The following is a 17,528-nucleotide window of genomic DNA, read 5'->3' as shown; positions in this document are numbered from 1 at the left end:
TGTGTGATAGCGGTTTCACGGGCTATTCATATGTTGATGAAGCAGGGAATATTTTGAGGATTGAAGGAGGAGCAGCATGAAGATTATGCCTTTACAGAAACGTGGAATCTCCGATAGTCGTCTGGCGCTCGGTTGCATGCCTTTTGGTGGAGAATGGAGCCATGTACCGTTTACGCAGGAGCATGTCATTGAAGCGGAAAGAGCTGTAGAAGCTGCACAATCCATTGGGATTACGATGTTCGATCATGCGGATATCTATCGTATGGGGAAAGCGGAAGAAATTTTCGGTCGGGTTTTAAAGGGTCAGCCCGGCTTGCGTGAACAAATCGTAATTCAGTCCAAATGCGGCATTTTTCTGCCGGATGGTACGCTTCCGGGTCGTTTTGATTTCTCATATGCTCATATTATGGAGTCCGTGGACGGTATCCTGAAGCGCCTGGGTACCGAATATTTGGACATCCTGCTGCTGCATCGCCCCGATCCGCTGGTAGAGCCGGAAGAAGTAGCGAAGGCGTTCAGCGAGCTTAAGGCATCCGGCAAAGTACGGCATTTTGGCGTTTCCAATATGAATGTAAGCCAAATTCGGTTTCTGGAGCGTAGCCTGACGGAGCCACTGATCGCTAATCAGCTGGAGATGAGCTTGGCGCATCTGCATTTTGTAGATCAGACAGTGCATGTGAACCAGCAGGCGGGGACGAATGTACATTTTGGTGAAGGTTTGCTGGAATATTGCCAAACGGAGGATATTCAGCTCCAAGCATGGGGACCGCTGGCGCAGGGACGTTTTAGCGGAGGTTCTTTGGAAGGGGAGCCGGAGCATGTCATTAAGACGGCAGAGCTGGTGCAGAAGCTGGCTTCTGAAAAGGAAACGACACGTGAAGCGATCGTCCTTGGCTGGCTTATGAAGCATCCGGCACGGATTCAGCCCGTCATTGGCAGCGCCAATCCTGAACGAATCAAGGCATGTCAGGATGCGGAACGCCAGAGCGAGCTGATGACCCGTGAGGAATGGTATGAACTGTATGTAAGTGCGCGCGGACAAGCCTTGCCGTAACTCGTACCGCGGACAGTTTGTTACAGCAGGCCTATGTGTATGTAAGTGTATTTGTTATACGAATCGTGGTTTAATAGGCCTGCCCATTGTCTAATGAACGGACAGGGAGGGCCTTTTTACGTGGATGCATCCTATATTTCCTCAGCAGCTATTCCTCTTCGTATCTTGCGAGGGCCTTGGCCGTTGTCTCCTTCATTCGTGAAATCAGCCGGGAGCCTTGTACGACCTTGACACGTTTGCCGAGGAAACGGATTTTGGATAACACATATTCACATTCGTCTGCCTGAAAAGTGAGCGTAATACGATAGGTATCTGCTTCCTGAACATATTCGACCTCTTTTTCAAAGCAGGAAAAAGCATATAAAATACGAGACATTTCCCCGTTGTATACAGGAATAATTTCGATAATGCCCTGCTCTTTGCGCGACTCCAATATACCTAGTATACGTTGGGTGAATTTTTCAGCCTCTTCAGGTAAAAGCTCATTTTCCGTGACGTTCACGATGTTAGACAGCTTGGTAGACATGAGCGCGCGGTGTCTGCGGTTATACCACAGCAGGCTCCATTCTTTTTTGACCATGGAAAACTCCAGCTTATATGGAAAACCGGACATCCGTTCATGCATGCGTCCGTTGCGCAGTTTGTAGGTCATATAGATGCCTGAACGGGACCGCAGAATGGGACGCAATTCACGCAAGAGTGGATGATACACCGAGACAGCAGGGATACCTGCTTTTTCCCGCAAACTGCCATCGGCCTCCAGAGGCTCGTCATCTGCGAGCATCTGCCGAAGCTTATCAAGTGTAGACGGGGTAAAAGCCTCTATAGCTGCCGAGTCTGTCAGCATAGATTGGAGCCAGACTCTTTCCTGCGATGTGGTAGCAAAAGCGCCCGATTCATCCAGCCGAGAGACGATCTGGTAGTTAAATATTTTCTCGAACAGGCTCATAATAGGCTTGCAGCTCCTTCCATTCCTGTCTGAATTCCTTACGCAGCCGCTGGGGATCCAACACCTCACAGCTTGATCCGAAGCTGCGAATCCACGGTTTAATCTCGGTAATTCCATTCACTGTGATTTCATAGATAAAGGATTCACCTTCTTCCTCCGTAATCGTACCCCACTGTCCCTGTGACAGCACACGTTCCCGAATAAAGTTGCGCTTCGCGCCCTCAGGATTAAAAAAACGTACCCGTACCTTCACGGGGCGACCGGTATCAACAAGCCAGCTGTACCGCATTTTTTCTTCCAACACCGCTAGAAGGTCAGCATAAAGTTGCTCTGGGACAGGTTTGCCCTCTACTAATTGAGTCATACCCTCCATACGAAACTTCATGATTCCTTTGCCGCCTACGTGACCGAGCACATACCAACGTCCGTATTGATGATCATAGATAACTTGCAAGGGGAGAATGGTGTGTTCACGGCCTTCGGTCTCTTTTTCAAACAGCGGGTTTGTGTTCTGTGACCCGTACATGCTTCGTTTGGATGTCGAAAAATATAAAAAAGTTACACAGCGACGTTGCCGAATGGCATGCAGAAGCGGATGAATATGGGCTTCGTCCAGAATGCGTGAATAATAGTGGTATTTATATAAAAAAGGTTCTGCCATATCCCGATCTCCAGCTTGACGGCGCATGGCTTTTTTAAGATGATCTCGCAACAGATATCCCTGAACAGAGGGAAGCTGGGTGTTGGCCATAATGTCTACAAAATCATATAAATCCAGTAATTCCTCGTCCGTCAGTCCTGTAACCAGATCATTGCGGACAGCATAGTGGTAAGGTCTGCCGCCGGGCTCCTTGCGTACCACGCCGACTTCGACGAGATATTTCAGATCGGAACGGATCGTTTTCTCATCCGGCAGCGCACTGTCGGCAGGCAGCCCGTCGCAGCAGGCATCCAGCAGCTCCATGGTGGTCAGAGGCTGTGACTGTAGCGCTGTCAGCAGAAGAGATAAGCGGACGCTTTCCGATTCCTTGAGCGATTTGGCCCGAAACAGGAATAGCAGTAATGGATCAGCGGATTCGTAATAATTAAAGCGCAGCATCTCATTAAAATCATGTCCCTGCTCCGCAGGCAACTGCTGCTGTACGGATTGGACAATTTCCTTGAGACGCCGGATCGTTTTATCAAAGGTATGCACCGAAATGCCAAGTCTGTCTGCAAATTGCTGCCGATTATAAGCGCCGCTAGTCAGTGTGAGCATGCGCAGGAATTGAATTTCTTTATCAAAACTCTCTCTCGCCATGATGGATTCCCCGTTTCTGTAGCCGTTCTCCGAAAACAAGTATCCCTTTATTCTAACAGGGAAGAGATGCAGGAAAAAGGGAATTTATTCTTCTTTGTAATACTTTCACCATGTTCACGACTTTCAAAATAAAGGATCATAGGGATACAAGGTAGCACGATGAGTAAGAAGCAATACATAACAGAAGGGTGATGCAACATGTTTGGACGACGCAAAAATGAAGAGTTATATCCATGGGTAGGCAAACTTTCGATTTATGAAACGATTATGCAGGGACTGGACACTCAGGGCAGGCTGACTGATGATCATTTGCCGGATGATGAAGAATACTGGGCAGGTCACACGATGCGTTGGGTGGCAGGAGGGTTGGATGGAGCATTCGGGCATCATGGCGTCGGAGAAGATGGAGAGGCCGACAAAATCAAGGATCTGGCGCAGTTGTTGTCCAGACAATGTCGTAAGCCAGGGATGAAGACGAGACGGGAGACGTATGTACGCTTGATGGAGGAAAATGCGCTCAGCCTGATTGATCCGTTGCTGGATGCGGTGCGCCAGCATCCAGCAATTCAGCCGGATCGATTGTATGAGGAAGCGCGTTGGCTGGCTGAACACGGAGCACATCGCAATGTGGTGAAGATCGGTATTGCGTTGCTTGGATTGCTGGAGACAGAGCAGCACCACAAGCTTATTTTAACGCTAGCGAAGCATGATGAATTCACGCTATATGCGGCTGTAGCAATCTGTAATATTTCGGAGCAGGCCAATGAACAGTTGTATACGTTAGCACGTCAGGTACATGGATGGGGACGTATTCACGTAGTGGAACGGCTGGAGCCTACGCGTCAGGAAATACGTGATTGGCTATTGCGCGAAGGATTCCGCAATGAGGTCATGTATGAGTACCTTGCTTATGAGTGCGCTCGTAAAGGGGAGCTGCACACAGCCATGGCAGCACCGCACATTGATCAGGAGTTGTTTGATGGAGCAGGCGACATTCTTTCGGCTTTGCTGGCAGCAGGCGGGCCTGCGGAAAGTATAGATGATTATGAGCATGCCGCTATGGTCATTGGTAACTACCTTCGTCACGCCAAGACCATGTGTACTACTGTGAAGCATTTTACGATGATCATGGATATTGCAGACTTCCTGGATGAAGAGGACGATTCATGGGAGGCACGTTATGAGCATGAATGGACACCGGAACTGCGTCAACGTTACGGATCGCTTTGCCAGCAGATGATGAACGATCCGCAGTGGGTGAAGCTAGTAGAGCAGGAGTTACAACATGCAGATTCACCTCATCTCCACTATGCCATTCGCGTAGCTCGAATGCTATCACTAGATGTATGGCCCGTGCTATTTGATCAATTAAGCAAATACCGAGTCAAACCTACTTTGTACTTTGAACTAATCAAGACAGAGGATGAACAGCGGATTGGTAAGCTGGTGGCTTTTGCAGAAAAGCACTTGCCTTTGGGAGAGATTGCTTCCGGCCCTGCTGACTTGCCTGGCTTTGGACCGGAGTATGAAGCCCATCAATGTCTGGGTATGCTGTTGCAAATATTGTCTTCTTACGAAGGATTGGGACAACCGTTAGTTGCTGCCGGACTTTGGAGTTCAGTGACCTCCAATCGGTGTGCAGCGCTTCATGTACTCAAGGTATGGCCTTCTGAGATGTGGGGAGAGGAAACGACAGAGCGCCTTCGCCGCTTATCGGCAGATGAAACGGAGGAGTCGATTAGAGAACAGATTCGGGAAATACTTTAAATGATTAGGGAGGGAACAGCATGGCAGATATGAAGCATGAGCAGGGTTTCATTAAACCGGAAATGCGCGAAACGATTTTGCGTGAGCTGCGCGCTTTGGAGCAGGAGGAGCAGGTGCGCATTGTATACGCCTGTGAATCAGGCAGTCGGGCATGGGGTTTTCCTTCACAGGACAGTGACTATGATGTGCGATTTATCTATGTAAGACCCGTGGAATGGTATTTGTCTATTTTTGATAAGCGGGATGTGATTGAGCGGCCAATCAGCGATTTGCTGGACATGAACGGCTGGGATTTGAAAAAGGCACTCCATTTGTTTCGCAAGTCCAATCCACCTTTGCTGGAATGGCTGCAATCTCCGATTCCCTATCTGGAGCAGTATTCAGTGGCTGATCAGATTCGCGCTATATCGCCGTTAACCTTCTCTCCGAAGTCCTGTATGTACCACTATCTGAATATGGCGCGGGGAAACTATCGGGATTATTTGCAAGGAGAACAGGTGAAGATTAAAAAGTATTTTTACGTGCTGCGCCCGCTGCTGGCCTGTGGCTGGATTGAACGTTACAATAGCATGCCTCCGATGGAATTCGTAGACTTGCTAGAGGAATTAATTCCGGCAGATACAGAACTTTATCACGTGATCGGACATTTGCTGCAACGTAAAAAAGCGGGCGAGGAACTGGATATTGAGCCACAGCTTTCGGTGGTGAATGATTTTATCCAGCAGCAAATTGCTTATTTTGAACAAAAAGCGCCCTTGCTTCAGCATATGGAGAGTGGACGTGATCAGCAATTGGATGATTTGTTCCGCGCTGCGGTGAATGAAGTATGGAAAGCATAAGCTGGGAAGGAGAAGAGGAGTATGCACATCACGCTAAAAGCAACCGGAACAAATGCAGGGATGATTTCGCATTTGCTTGCTAAGAACCCTTACAATACGTATGATCGCACGGAAAAAGGCGCACGTGTACGCATGGTATACACCGTTTTTACCGAGGAAGAGGCTGAAATCGTCATTCATGCTTCGCCAGATTCGATTGATCTGGTCAAAAACAGTCCGGACAGCTATGACATTACACAATATATTAATGACCGGGAGTTTGTGACCAGCAGCTTATTTTGCACCTATATTCGTGGCGCGCTCGGCACGGCCTTGAACGGCAAACCCAAGGAAGACTATGCAGAATGGGTGACGCACCCTTTTGCGCTGGAGTTATCGTTTGGACCCGTTGCTTCGGATTTGCCGGATTCTGTGATGGAGGGACTATTTGCTCCGCTGGGCTATCAAGTGGCCATAGAACGAGGGGAAGCCGATTATTCTTTTCAGCTGAAGAATCGAAGCACCGTTAGATATATCACGTTAAGTGGTTATCAGACGGTGCAGTATGCGTTGCGTCAGTTATTGCTGTTGATTCCGGTGTTGGATAATTATAAGCACTACTACATTAGTAAAGAAGAGTTTGACAAGCTGAGACGTTATGGTGAAGGCTGGCTGCAAGAGCATCCGCTGCGCGAGCTGATCATTCGACGCACGCTTCGTTTTACGAATCTGATTGAGCAATTTGAGCAGTCTGATTGTGATGAAACACATACTGAAAAACATGCTAACCAAGATCAAAAGCATGGGCACGAACAGGTTCAGCAGCAAGAACAGTCACAGGAGGAAGTGAAGCCACAGCCTGCAGTACGGCTGAATGAGCTGCGGTATCAAACCATTATGGACGTGATTCGCAAGCTGCCCCGAAGACAGAAAATTGTAGATTTTGGTTCAGGGGAAGGGAAGCTTTCGGCTCGGATGGCCCGAATGACGGGCATTGAAGAGATTTGGGCGGTGGAGCCGTCTGCGTATGCACAGGTGAGAGCCATGGAGCGTTTTGCCAAGTTGGAACGGCATGCCGACGCGATCAGTCCTACACCAGTGACGGGCTCTCTCTTTTATTATGATGAACAATTGCGGGGCAAAGATGTGATGATCCTGTGTGAGGTCATTGAGCATGTGGATGAGCATCGAATAAACCGGGTAATGGAAACGATTGTAGCGGAGTATCAGCCGGGTGTGCTGATCGTGACGACTCCCAATCGTGAATATAATGAAGTATATCGTATGAATCAGCAAGAGCTGCGGCATGGCGATCACCGTTTTGAATGGAGTAGAAGCGAGTTTCAGGAACGATGCGAGCAATGGATTGTCGAAGCTCCTTATTCGTTAGCGCTAAAGGGGATCGGGGAAGAGGTCGAAGGCTTTGGACAACCGACCCAAATGGCTGTATTTACGTGCAGAAAGGAGGAGAAGGAAGCATGAGCATTTCATCCAAACGTACGATTGATTTACCGCATGCTGGACTGGTTGTGTTGGTGGGTGCCTCCAACAGTGGTAAAACCACTTTATTGGACAGGCTGGTGAGCGAAGGGATTTTGCTGGAGACGGAAGTTGTATCCTCGGATCATTTTCGCAAGCTGGTCGGAGATACAGAATTTATAGACTGGCGTGGACTTCCAAGGCTGGAGTCGGACGTGCTGTTCTATGAGTATCAGCAGATGTCGGCCAAGGCGTTTGAGGCGATGGATACCATTCTGGCCATGCGCTGTCGCCTGAATAAGCTGACGGTTGTCGATGCCACCCATTTGTATGCTGAGGACCGTCAAAAATATGTACAGCTGGCAGCCAAGGCTCATGTTCCTGTTATGGCCTTGGTGCTGGATGTACCCGAATCTGTGCTGCTGGAACGTGATTCAGGTAGGGAGCATCCGCGTGGCCGCCAACGGGTCAAGCAGCAGGCACAGCTGTTAAAACGGAACCTGCGCGGTATCCGTGAGGAAGGCTTTAACGCTTGTTATGTCCTCAAGGATGTAGAAGAAATGAACTTTGTACGCCGTGCTGATCCACTGTTTCATGACATTGGTGCAGGTATTGACATCATTGGTGACATCCATGGGTGCTACCATGAGATGCTGGAAGTGATAGACAAGCTTGGATATACGGAAGATACAGAAGGACTATACCATCATCCAGAAGGCAGAAGACTGGTATCTGTCGGGGATGTGATGAGCCGTGGTCCGGAATCGTTACAAGCGATGCAGTTCTGGAAAAAACACGTGGATGCCGGACTAGCGTATATGATTGACAGCAATCATGGCTGGAAAATCGGCCGTTACCTCGATGGGAGAAAGGTTACTCTCAGTCATGGAGATGAACGATTTGCAGAGGAACTGGTCCAATATGAACAAAAAGCGGGCAAGGCAGCGGCAGAACAGCTTAGAAGCGAGCTGAGGGATTTTCTGCTGAATGCACCCTCTCATCTTATTTTTGGCAGAAATGGGTTGCGACATGTGGTCGTGGCTCATGCCGGGATTAAGGATCATTTTATTGGCAAACAGTCGGCACGTATTTCAGATTATTGCCGTTATGGAGATACGGAAGGGCAGGATGCGAACGGAAAACCGATCCGCAAAGATTGGTTCGTAGACCATGAATCGGGAGAAATAGTGGTATGGGGACATGATCCGAGACCGCAGCCTACCCTTGTGAACCAGACGGTGAATATTGATCAGGGTGTGGTGTTTGGCGGTATGCTGACCGCTTATCGTTATCCGGAAAAGGAATTTGTCAGCGTTCCGGCACATGAGAACTATGCGAATGATCCCGATAGCCCACTTGTCCGGTGGCAGAGAAAACGGTTTTCCCCTCCGAATTTACGCAAACTAATCGCTGGTTACAGTGTGCTGACGGAATCGTATGGCGAAGTGCGCGTACAAGGAGAATGGATCAAATCCGCTATAGATACCGTGTCACATGTGACTATACCCATGGAGGAGCTGGTGTATATTCCACCGACGATGAGTCCTGCTCCAACGGTGTCTGCAGAGGAAGGGTATCTGGAGCATCCGCGTGAGGCGCTGGCTTATTATCGTGGGCTAGGAGTACAAACGATGGTGGCAGAGAAAAAGCATATGGGTAGCCGGGCGATTTTGCTATTATTCAAAAACGAACAGGCCGCTGTTGAATATGTAGGCTACCCGACATTGGGCACGATCTACAGTCGGAGCGGGAGGGTTTTCTTTGAACCGAGCATCGGGAAGCAGGTGTTGAAGAAGCTGAATGAGGATCTTCGGACCAACGGGTATTTTGAACGGAATCGAACGGAGTTTGTTTTGCTGGATGCGGAAATTGTACCGTGGAATCTCAAGGCTCGGGAACTGATTGCTTCACAGTATGCGCATGTGGGTGAAGCAGCTCTGCTGGATCGCAGTAAGCTGGTAGACAAGCTGAAGCAGGCAAAGGTTGCAGGTCGGGAGGTTGAAGACTGGTTGGAGGAAATAGAACGGAAATATGCGAATGCCGTAACGTTTCAAGAGGCTTTTCAAAAATATTGCTGGGATGTGGACGGTTTGGATGAAATTCGCATTGCACCGTTTCATACGCTGGCACACAGCGAAAGGACTTTTTTCGACCATTCTCACATTTGGCATATGGAGCAAAACCGGGAGCTGGCCGGGCTGTCTTCCCTGTTTATGGAGACAGAGTATCGGGTTATCACGGACGAGGCAAGCGAGGAAGAGGTCATTCGCTGGTGGAGCGAGATGACAGAGGATGGTCATGAGGGCATTGTGATCAAGCCAGAATGCTTTTTGATGAAACACCAGGACATGATGATTCAGCCTGCACTCAAGGTGAGAGGCCGCAAGTATTTGCACATCATTTACGGCATGGATTATCTTGCGCCTGAGAATTTAAAGCGCCTGAAGCAGCGACGAACCCGTAAAAAGGAGCGGCATGCCTTGATGGAGGGAGCGCTTGGTATGGAAGGCGTGGAACGTTTCGTACGCAAGGATACAGTGGAGCGTATTCATGAATGCGTGCTTGCGGCGCTGTCGCTGGAATCGGAACCGATTGATCCGAGATTGTAGTTAACAAAGGAGGGATTTAGATGGGTATGGGTACACCGTTGATTGATATTGGTGTGAATTTGATGCACCGTTCGTTTCATGCCGATCGGGAGCAGGTCGTAGAGAGAGCGGCAGCCGTAGGGATTTCACCGCTGATTATTACCGGGACCAGTCTCCGCAGCAGTCGGGAGGCTTCTCAGTATGCAGCACGTTATCCGGGCAAGCTGTATGCGACGGCTGGCGTGCATCCCCATGATGCCAAAGACTGCAATGCGGATACGATTCAGCAGCTCCGCCAGTTGGCGGGTCAGCCGCAGGTCGTATCCATAGGGGAATGCGGACTGGACTATAACCGTGATTTTTCTCCGCGTGATGTGCAGCGCCGATGGTTTGGGGAGCAAATCCAACTGGCGGGTGAGCTGAATATGCCGTTATTTCTGCATGAACGAGATGCGCATGAGGATTTTGTCGCTATGCTGCGGGAGCATCAAGGGCTTGTCGATAAAGCGGTGGTGCATTGTTTTACCGGCACTGCACAGGAATTGCATACGTATGTAGAAATGGGACTGTATATCGGTATTACCGGCTGGATTTGCGACGAACGGCGCGGCAAGCATCTGCGTGAACTGGTCAGGGATATTCCTTTGGACCGCCTGATGATTGAAACGGATGCTCCATTTTTGACCCCGCGTAATCTGCCCGTGAAGCCGAAAGAAGGGCGTAATGAGCCGATTTATCTCGCTCACATTGCTGCTACGGTTGCCGAATGTACAGGCCGAAGCATGATGGAGATCGAAATCGCGACGACGGAGACGGCCAAACGTTTCTTCAGATTATAGGATTGTCAAAGCCATAGATAAGGTATATATTATAGTGAATTAAAAAGCATTGTCGGGAGCTTGAGAAAGTCAGGCTGAGAGGGTGGCCCTTGCCACTGACCGTGAAATCTGATCTGGGTAATGCCAGCGTAGAGAAACTTAGAACACTATACAGGAATGCCGCTTGTTTTGCGGTTGTCGTAGATTCAATGTATGTCCTATAATCAAGCTATACGCCTGCGGGACTGCAAAATGCTACTTACATCCATGGAGCATTTTGCTTTGACCCTGACTTTGGCTTGGTATCAGTGCAGTAGTTTAGTCTACTGGTTATATAAGGCATATCGACGAATGATGTTTTGTATGGTGCTTCACCTTTTACTGCGCATAAAGCTTGCCTGGAGATTCAGCTCCAGACAAGCTTTTTTTATGGCCATGAGGCCGATTTTAATGAAAAAGGGGAGCATATCATAATGAATACTGCTGTAAGAGCGTCCAAAGGGTTGAAGCTGACAGATATTTTGGTCACGATTGTGATATCTGTTGTGTTCGGGTTGGTCTATAAAATATGGGGGCCTGCCTATGATTTGATGAAACCATTCGGTCTGCACGCCGAGCAACTGATGTATGGCATGTGGTTTATGGCAGGCACGTTTGCTTATCTCATCATTCGCAAGCCGGGGGTTGCGATTTTGGCAGAAGTGGCAGCGGCAACGGTCAGTGCTTTTTTGGGAAGCGAATGGGGAATGTCCACCTTGTACTATGGCCTGATCCAAGGCTTGGGAGCAGAGCTGTTCTTTGCGGCTTTTCTGTATCGGAACGCAAACCTGTGGGTCACTTCACTAGCTGCGGCCGGGGCGGCTGTCGCTTCTCTGATTTTAGACTTCAGCTATGGGTATATTGATCAGCTATCGACCTGGAACTATGTTTTGTATATTGGGTTTCGCATGATTGGCAGCATTGTGATTGCCGGAGTATTCGCGTTCTATCTGGCTGAGGCACTGGAGGTAACCGGGGTCACGCGAAGTTTGAGACCTGCAACGGAACAAGATTATAAGGGGTTGGATTGATGAGTTGGGCAACCGAAGATGTGGTGGCTTCGATCACCCGTCTTCGGTTGAAATTCCCCGGTGAGCAGGAGCTGCTTTTTCACAATATGTCTTTGTCTGTCCACAAGGGGGAAAAGCTGCTGCTGCTTGGACCGAGCGGATGCGGCAAATCAACGCTACTTCAAGTGTTAAGTGGTCTGATTCCACGCATGATAGAAGTGCCTATGAAATGGGATGCTGCCGTAATTCCGGCTCTTTCCGGTATTGTATTTCAAGATCCCGATACGCAGTTTTGTATGTCGTATGCAGACGAGGAACTGGCTTTTGTGTTGGAAAATAATCAGGTTCCCCGGGAACAGATGCGATCTCGTATTCGCGAGCTGCTGGTACAGGTTGGTCTATCGACGGATGATATACACATGCCCATTGGCAGCATGTCACAGGGAATGAAGCAGCGGCTGGCGATTGCGTCTGTGCTGGCTATGGAGCCAGAAGTGCTTTTTCTGGATGAGCCGACGGCTTTGTTGGACGAGGAAGGCACCACACAGGTATGGGATACCATTCGCAACATTTCGGTAGACCAGACACTGGTGATCGTAGAGCATAAAATTAATGAAATTGTCCATGATGTGGATCGGATTGTGGTGCTTTCTGCTCAAGGGGAGATCATTGCGGACGGAAGGGCGGAAGAAGTATTTCATATGCATCGGCAGGCATTGTCCGAGTACGGTGTGTGGTATCCGGGGGTATGGAATGAATCGTCTTCACCACGTTGGAGTGAATCGGTGACGCAGCAGAATGGTGCGGGACGTGTCGATCGTCCGTCCACCTCGGCACCTAAAACTGATTTGCTGGAGCTGGAACAGTTTAGCGGCCTTCGGGGTTTAAGTTCAGTCATTCATGTGGAGCAAGCGCAGGTGAAGCCTGGCGACTGGATTGGCGTGGTCGGTGAAAACGGGGCTGGTAAAAGCTCGCTTCTGCTCTCCATGATGCGCTTACTTCACACACAGGGACGTTATAGCGTGCGCGGAGTTGAGGCAGGCAGTACGGAACAACTGGCAGAGCGTATGGGGTTCGCGTTTCAAAATCCCGAGCTGCAATTTGTAGCGCACACCGTACGGAAGGAACTGGAGTATTCGTTACCCAAGAGCTTGTTTACCGTTGAACAGTGCAGGGAACGGGTTGATCGAATGCTCGTACAGTTCGGATTGGAGCGGCTGGACGAGCGTCATCCGTATCAGCTTTCGTTGGGCCAAAAAAGGCGGTTGAGCATTGCTACGGCTATGATCCGTGAGCCGGAAGTGCTGCTGCTGGACGAACCGACTTTTGGGCAGGATGCGCGTAATACCTTTGTCATGCTGGATATGTTGGAGCAGCTTAGAGCGGCAGGCACAGCAATTGTGATGGTCACGCATGACCCGGAAATTGTCCGTCGATATTGCACCGATATATGGCGGATTCAGAAGGGGGAACTACGGTATGAACCTGTCCTTTCCCCATCATGAAACATGGCTGCATCGTGTTAATCCAGGCCTAAAGCTCGTTATGTTTTCCCTGCTGTTTGTGGTCGTTATAGTCATTCATGATCCGAACGTCATGTTTAATATAGCGTGTGCTATGCTGCTGTTGCTTATCTGGTCAGGCCATCCGTGGAAGCGGCTGCTGCTGTACGGATCTCCCTTTATCCTGGTGTTTATTTCAACCTCAGCAGGTATGATGATGTTCGGTAAAGGGGTGACGACCTGGTGGACATGGGGCCTGATCCATATTACGCAGGAAAGCTTTTACCGGGGCATGCATCTGGGCTTTCGTGCGCTGAGTATGGCTGCGGTAGGATTGCTGTTTGGTTTAACGACTCGTCCGGTGAACCTTTTTTATTCGCTGATGCAGCAATGGAAGATTCCTCCGAAGTATGCGTACAGCTTTTTGGCAGCCATGCGGTTGATGCCAATGATGCTGGAGGAATTCCAGGCATTGAGACATGCCCATCGTATTCGAGGTTTACATCAGCATGTGTCCAAATGGAATATGTATGCCACGCTTCGCAGGTATGCGATTCCGCTGCTCGCTCAAAGTATCCGGCGTGCGCAGAGAATTGCTATTGCCATGGAAGCCAAGGGTTTTGCTAATGAAACCAAGCGCACGTATTATTATGCGATCGGCTATTCGGCTGTAGATATTGTATTTATTTTCTATTTTGTAGTGATGCTTACGCTGGCTTGGGGACTCGGTATCCGCTTTCCTTATGTGGGGGTGTGGGATGTACGTTAATTGTTGCCAAAAGGCTTTGCCCGGTTTCCGCTCTGTGGTATATTAATGCAATGGGAATTGACGGCTCGTACAGACCCGCCTGGGCTGGCGGGCTTATTACATTTTCCCGGAGAAATGGATCATCAGGAGGCCAGGTTTCATGATTACGCTGCATCAGGTAAGCAAGCATTATACCACCTCAAGCGGCCAATTTCATGCGGTTCAATCCGTGTCCCTTCAAGTGGAGGAGGGGGAAATTCACGGTATCATAGGTGCCAGCGGTGCCGGCAAGTCTACGTTGCTCCGGTTGATGAATGTATTGGAACGGCCGGATGAGGGAAACGTGGTTGTGAATGGGGAAGACCTGACTCGCATGCCGGAAAAACGTCTCCGTGAAGCGCGGCGATCCATAGGGATGATTTTTCAACACTATCATCTTGTTCACAATCGGACGGTAAGTGGAAATGTGGCAATGCCGCTGGAGCTGGCGGGCGTCCCGAAAAAAGAGAGAGCGGAACGCGTCCGTGAATGCCTGCAATTTGTCGGTTTAGCTGACAAGGCAGAACAGTATCCAGCACAACTGAGCGGAGGCCAGAAGCAACGTGTGGCGATTGCTAGAGCGCTGGCAAATCGACCTGCGGTGCTGCTTTGTGATGAGCCGACCTCGGCGCTTGATCCACAGACGACCGCGGATATTCTGGGCGTGTTATGGGAGATCAACCGCGAGTTGGGGGTCACAATTGTGATCGTAACGCACGATATGGACGTGGTACGCAATATTTGTACCCGCGTATCAGAGATGCGGGATGGGCATCTGCTTTCAACGCAACGGGTAGCGGACCCTACGGTAGGTTCAACAGCGGAAGCAGGTGAAGCTGATGAATGAAATGTTGAACATCATTGTGCAGTATCAGTCAGAGATATGGAAAGCCATCGGAGAGACGTTTATCATGGTGGGTATTTCTATCGCAGCAGCTGTACTGTTAGGTCTTCCGGCAGGAACGATTTTGTATTTGTGCGGCAAAGGGCAAAAATATGAAAATCGACTGCTGTTCACCATACTGAACAGTCTGGTCAATGTCATCCGATCGTTTCCGTTTTTGCTGCTCGTCGTGTTTATGATTCCATTTACACGTCTGGTCGTGGGCACGGCACTGGGCACGATGGCTGCTACGGTTCCCTTGTCAGTGGTGGCCATCGCCTATTATTCGAGGCTGGTGGAGCAATCACTGCTGGATGTACCCAAGGGTGTAATTGAAGCCGCTACTTCTATGGGGGCATCCACCCTCCAGCTTATTTTTAAATTTCTATACGTGGAAGCCCGTTCCGGGCTTGTACTGGGTTTGACTACGTCCACCATTAGCTTCATCTCCTACTCCACGGTGATGGGCATTGTGGGCGGCGGCGGGGTAGGCGATTTTGCCATCCGCTACGGTTACCAGCGCTTTGAAACAGGCTTGATGGCGTTCACCATCGTCGTCATGATTATTTTCGTACAAATGATCCAGTTCACCGGAAGCACCATATCCCGCCGGATCGACAAACGATAGGGCAGAAATGTAACTTTTCGCTACACTTGCACAACTCACTATGGGAAATAAAAATGACTTTACAGTACCTCAAAAGCGGAGCGGGCAGAATTGTTCTGGAGAAGCGTCAGCGTTCGCCTTTGAAATGGGATTCTAACCTATAAATTACTTTATAAATCAGAGAGAATCCCCTTTCAACAGCGATCGTAAGATCAAATCATTCGCGAAGCGGCTGTACTGTAACTCATTTTTATCTTCCCAATCACAATTTACTTGGAGGTTCCTCATCGAATGAGTCGGAAAAACAACATGAAAACGAACTTGAAATTACTTACACTATTTGCAGTGGTTATGCTGCTGATTGCCGGATGCGGTGGTCAAAAGCAGGCTGCTCAAGAAACACAGTCTAAAGAAGCAACTTCCCAAAAAGAAGTGACCCTGAAAGTAGCAACACTAATCCCACCCATGACAGATGTGCTGGATATCGTGAAGCCGCTGCTTAAACAGGACGGAGTCAATCTGGAAATCGTCGTGCTGTCAGACAATATCCAACCGAACAACGCACTGGCAAGCCATGAAGTGGATGCTAACTTCTTTCAGCATGCTCCGTTTATGCAACAATATAATGAAAGCAACAAGTCTGATTTGGTAGCAATAAAACCAATTTATAACGCCATTTATGGCGCGTACTCCAAAAAATACAAGAACGTTAAAGACCTGCCCGAAGGTGCGACTATTGCCATTGCCAATGACCCGGCCAACACAGGACGTTCTTTGGTAATGATGGAGCAAAACGGTTTGATCAAGCTTAAAGAAGGCGTAGGCTATAATGCTACACAGGCTGATATTATTGAGAATAAGAAAAAGTTTGTGTTTAAAGAAGTGGATTTGTTGATGCTGGCGCGGTCACTGGATGATGTGGACATGGCTGCTATGTATCCCGCATATGCCAAGCCGCTCGGTCTTACACCGAAGAAGGACGCGCTGATTACCGAAAAAGACGATACACACTTTGCCATTAATCTGGTAGCGCGCAAGGATAATGCAGATTCCGATGCCATTCAAAAGCTGGCAAAGCGAATGACTGGACCGGAAGTTCGCAAATTTTTTGAGGACAATTACAAGGATAGCGTTGTTCCAGCATTTTAAATAAATATTTTGAAACATCGTTTTATGATGAAATGTGACCTGTATAAGGTAATGAAGTCTGCGAAGAGCAGATGAAATTCCTTGTGCAGGTCTTTTTCTTTTCCATCCTTAATATGGATAAAATTTATCGAAAACAGGGTAAAAAGCCTTAGTTTCTAAGGTTTTAGGGTGTTACACTGCTGTGAATTTTGGTCATATAGGGCGATGGAGTAATGCTGAGGAACATATTAAAATAAATATACGAACAAACATTCGTTTTCGATTTCGTTAACGGTGTTTTTATATGGGTCAAAAAATTCAGCTGACAACGGGCCAAAAGCGTGAATAAAAAGGAAGGGGAACGACATGAAGCTGTTTGTAACTGTCAAAAGTCTGGGAAAGCGCAAGCCAGCACTCGCACGACAGGAAATGGAGCTGAGTTCTGCTCCAGAAACATTGCGAGATTTGATTACTGCAACCGTTGCCCTGAATGTTCAAAAGCTACGGGAAAAACAGGAGAGCGTTGCGCTGATTCCGTTCCTCACGGGAGAGGAAGTTCAGGCACAAGGCGAGACAGGCAAAGTAGGATTCGGTTCCATATATAATGATGCTGTTTCGGATATTAAGGATGCCGTGAACACGGCGATGCAGGCTTTTGAAGATGGTTTATACAGGGTTTTTGTATGTGACGAGGAAACTATTGAACTAGATGCTCCTTTATCGCTTAAGGATGAGGATGAGATTGTATTTATACGCTTCACAATGCTGGCTGGAGGCCTATGGTAGAGGGGGAAACGAA

Annotated in this window: 15 protein-coding genes and 1 riboswitch; of the genes, 13 read left to right on the top strand and 2 right to left on the bottom strand. The window is 48.8% G+C overall.

All coding sequences use genetic code 11. From position 1 onward, the window contains the following. The first annotated feature begins 76 nt into the window (after positions 1–76). Complete coding sequence (locus AC6EJC_RS24250; protein WP_444956136.1) at positions 77–1,054, top strand: aldo/keto reductase; 978 nt, start codon at positions 77–79, stop codon at positions 1,052–1,054. A gap of 148 nt (positions 1,055–1,202) precedes the next feature. Here the strand turns inward: AC6EJC_RS24250 and AC6EJC_RS24245 are convergent, their stop codons facing one another. Both AC6EJC_RS24245 and AC6EJC_RS24240 read right to left on the bottom strand, forming a co-directional pair. After that, on the bottom strand, positions 1,203–2,003 hold the full coding sequence (locus AC6EJC_RS24245) for a WYL domain-containing protein (RefSeq protein WP_444956135.1): 801 nt from the start codon (positions 2,001–2,003) through the stop codon (positions 1,203–1,205). After that, positions 1,978–3,303: a helix-turn-helix transcriptional regulator gene (locus AC6EJC_RS24240; protein ID WP_444956134.1), complete on the bottom strand. Its 1,326-nt coding sequence runs from the start codon at positions 3,301–3,303 to the stop codon at positions 1,978–1,980. Before AC6EJC_RS24240 ends, AC6EJC_RS24245 begins: the two co-directional genes overlap by 26 nt. A gap of 198 nt (positions 3,304–3,501) precedes the next feature. On the opposite strand from AC6EJC_RS24240, the gene AC6EJC_RS24235 reads away from it, so the two are divergent. From AC6EJC_RS24235 to AC6EJC_RS24180, 12 genes are all read left to right on the top strand, one after another. Beyond that, positions 3,502–5,070, top strand: coding sequence for a limonene hydroxylase (locus AC6EJC_RS24235; RefSeq protein WP_444956133.1), 1,569 nt, complete (start codon positions 3,502–3,504; stop codon positions 5,068–5,070). A 20-nt stretch (positions 5,071–5,090) separates the two neighbouring features. Then, positions 5,091–5,909 (top strand): nucleotidyltransferase domain-containing protein, encoded by an 819-nt coding sequence (locus AC6EJC_RS24230; RefSeq protein ID WP_444956132.1) that lies wholly within the window; start codon positions 5,091–5,093, stop codon positions 5,907–5,909. Between the two features lie 21 nt (positions 5,910–5,930). Beyond that, positions 5,931–7,370, top strand: coding sequence for a 3' terminal RNA ribose 2'-O-methyltransferase Hen1 (locus tag AC6EJC_RS24225; protein WP_444956131.1), 1,440 nt, complete (start codon positions 5,931–5,933; stop codon positions 7,368–7,370). Further along, positions 7,367–9,976: a polynucleotide kinase-phosphatase gene (locus AC6EJC_RS24220; protein ID WP_444956130.1), complete on the top strand. Its 2,610-nt coding sequence runs from the start codon at positions 7,367–7,369 to the stop codon at positions 9,974–9,976. Before AC6EJC_RS24225 ends, AC6EJC_RS24220 begins: the two co-directional genes overlap by 4 nt. Positions 9,977–9,996: 20 nt before the next feature. Further along, entirely contained in the window at positions 9,997–10,794 is a 798-nt protein-coding gene (locus AC6EJC_RS24215) for a TatD family hydrolase (RefSeq protein WP_444956129.1), read from the top strand. 42 nt (positions 10,795–10,836) lie between these two features. Beyond that, positions 10,837–10,946: riboswitch (TPP riboswitch) on the top strand. 300 nt (positions 10,947–11,246) lie between these two features. After that, complete coding sequence (locus AC6EJC_RS24210) at positions 11,247–11,843, top strand: ECF transporter S component (protein WP_444956128.1); 597 nt, start codon at positions 11,247–11,249, stop codon at positions 11,841–11,843. Beyond that, positions 11,843–13,327: an ABC transporter ATP-binding protein gene (locus AC6EJC_RS24205; protein WP_444956127.1), complete on the top strand. Its 1,485-nt coding sequence runs from the start codon at positions 11,843–11,845 to the stop codon at positions 13,325–13,327. The genes AC6EJC_RS24210 and AC6EJC_RS24205 overlap by 1 nt, the downstream gene beginning before the upstream one ends. Next, a complete protein-coding gene (locus tag AC6EJC_RS24200) occupies positions 13,302–14,093 on the top strand; it encodes an energy-coupling factor transporter transmembrane component T family protein (protein ID WP_444956126.1) in 792 nt (263 codons plus the stop codon). The genes AC6EJC_RS24205 and AC6EJC_RS24200 overlap by 26 nt, the downstream gene beginning before the upstream one ends. A gap of 139 nt (positions 14,094–14,232) precedes the next feature. After that, positions 14,233–14,958 carry a methionine ABC transporter ATP-binding protein gene (locus AC6EJC_RS24195; RefSeq protein ID WP_444956125.1) on the top strand — a complete coding sequence of 242 codons (726 nt, stop codon included), beginning with the start codon at positions 14,233–14,235 and terminating at the stop codon, positions 14,956–14,958. Then, positions 14,951–15,622: a methionine ABC transporter permease gene (locus AC6EJC_RS24190; protein WP_444956124.1), complete on the top strand. Its 672-nt coding sequence runs from the start codon at positions 14,951–14,953 to the stop codon at positions 15,620–15,622. The genes AC6EJC_RS24195 and AC6EJC_RS24190 overlap by 8 nt, the downstream gene beginning before the upstream one ends. A gap of 270 nt (positions 15,623–15,892) precedes the next feature. Next, entirely contained in the window at positions 15,893–16,750 is an 858-nt protein-coding gene (locus tag AC6EJC_RS24185) for a MetQ/NlpA family ABC transporter substrate-binding protein (RefSeq protein WP_444956123.1), read from the top strand. 345 nt (positions 16,751–17,095) lie between these two features. Then, the gene (locus AC6EJC_RS24180; protein WP_444956122.1) at positions 17,096–17,515 is read left to right on the top strand and encodes a hypothetical protein; all 420 of its coding nucleotides are present in this window, start codon (positions 17,096–17,098) and stop codon (positions 17,513–17,515) included. Positions 17,516–17,528 lie beyond the last annotated feature (13 nt).

Source organism: Paenibacillus sp. TY11 (assembly GCF_059772165.1).
This window is presented reverse-complemented; position numbering and strand designations above follow the sequence as displayed.

Coding starts and splice junctions, on each gene's coding strand:
- AC6EJC_RS24250 (WP_444956136.1), top strand. CDS start 77: ATGAAGATTATGCCTTTACAGAAACGTGGAATCTCCGATAGTCGTCTG.
- AC6EJC_RS24245 (WP_444956135.1), bottom strand. CDS start 2,003: ATGAGCCTGTTCGAGAAAATATTTAACTACCAGATCGTCTCTCGGCTG.
- AC6EJC_RS24240 (WP_444956134.1), bottom strand. CDS start 3,303: ATGGCGAGAGAGAGTTTTGATAAAGAAATTCAATTCCTGCGCATGCTC.
- AC6EJC_RS24235 (WP_444956133.1), top strand. CDS start 3,502: ATGTTTGGACGACGCAAAAATGAAGAGTTATATCCATGGGTAGGCAAA.
- AC6EJC_RS24230 (WP_444956132.1), top strand. CDS start 5,091: ATGGCAGATATGAAGCATGAGCAGGGTTTCATTAAACCGGAAATGCGC.
- AC6EJC_RS24225 (WP_444956131.1), top strand. CDS start 5,931: ATGCACATCACGCTAAAAGCAACCGGAACAAATGCAGGGATGATTTCG.
- AC6EJC_RS24220 (WP_444956130.1), top strand. CDS start 7,367: ATGAGCATTTCATCCAAACGTACGATTGATTTACCGCATGCTGGACTG.
- AC6EJC_RS24215 (WP_444956129.1), top strand. CDS start 9,997: ATGGGTATGGGTACACCGTTGATTGATATTGGTGTGAATTTGATGCAC.
- AC6EJC_RS24210 (WP_444956128.1), top strand. CDS start 11,247: ATGAATACTGCTGTAAGAGCGTCCAAAGGGTTGAAGCTGACAGATATT.
- AC6EJC_RS24205 (WP_444956127.1), top strand. CDS start 11,843: ATGAGTTGGGCAACCGAAGATGTGGTGGCTTCGATCACCCGTCTTCGG.
- AC6EJC_RS24200 (WP_444956126.1), top strand. CDS start 13,302: ATGAACCTGTCCTTTCCCCATCATGAAACATGGCTGCATCGTGTTAAT.
- AC6EJC_RS24195 (WP_444956125.1), top strand. CDS start 14,233: ATGATTACGCTGCATCAGGTAAGCAAGCATTATACCACCTCAAGCGGC.
- AC6EJC_RS24190 (WP_444956124.1), top strand. CDS start 14,951: ATGAATGAAATGTTGAACATCATTGTGCAGTATCAGTCAGAGATATGG.
- AC6EJC_RS24185 (WP_444956123.1), top strand. CDS start 15,893: ATGAGTCGGAAAAACAACATGAAAACGAACTTGAAATTACTTACACTA.
- AC6EJC_RS24180 (WP_444956122.1), top strand. CDS start 17,096: ATGAAGCTGTTTGTAACTGTCAAAAGTCTGGGAAAGCGCAAGCCAGCA.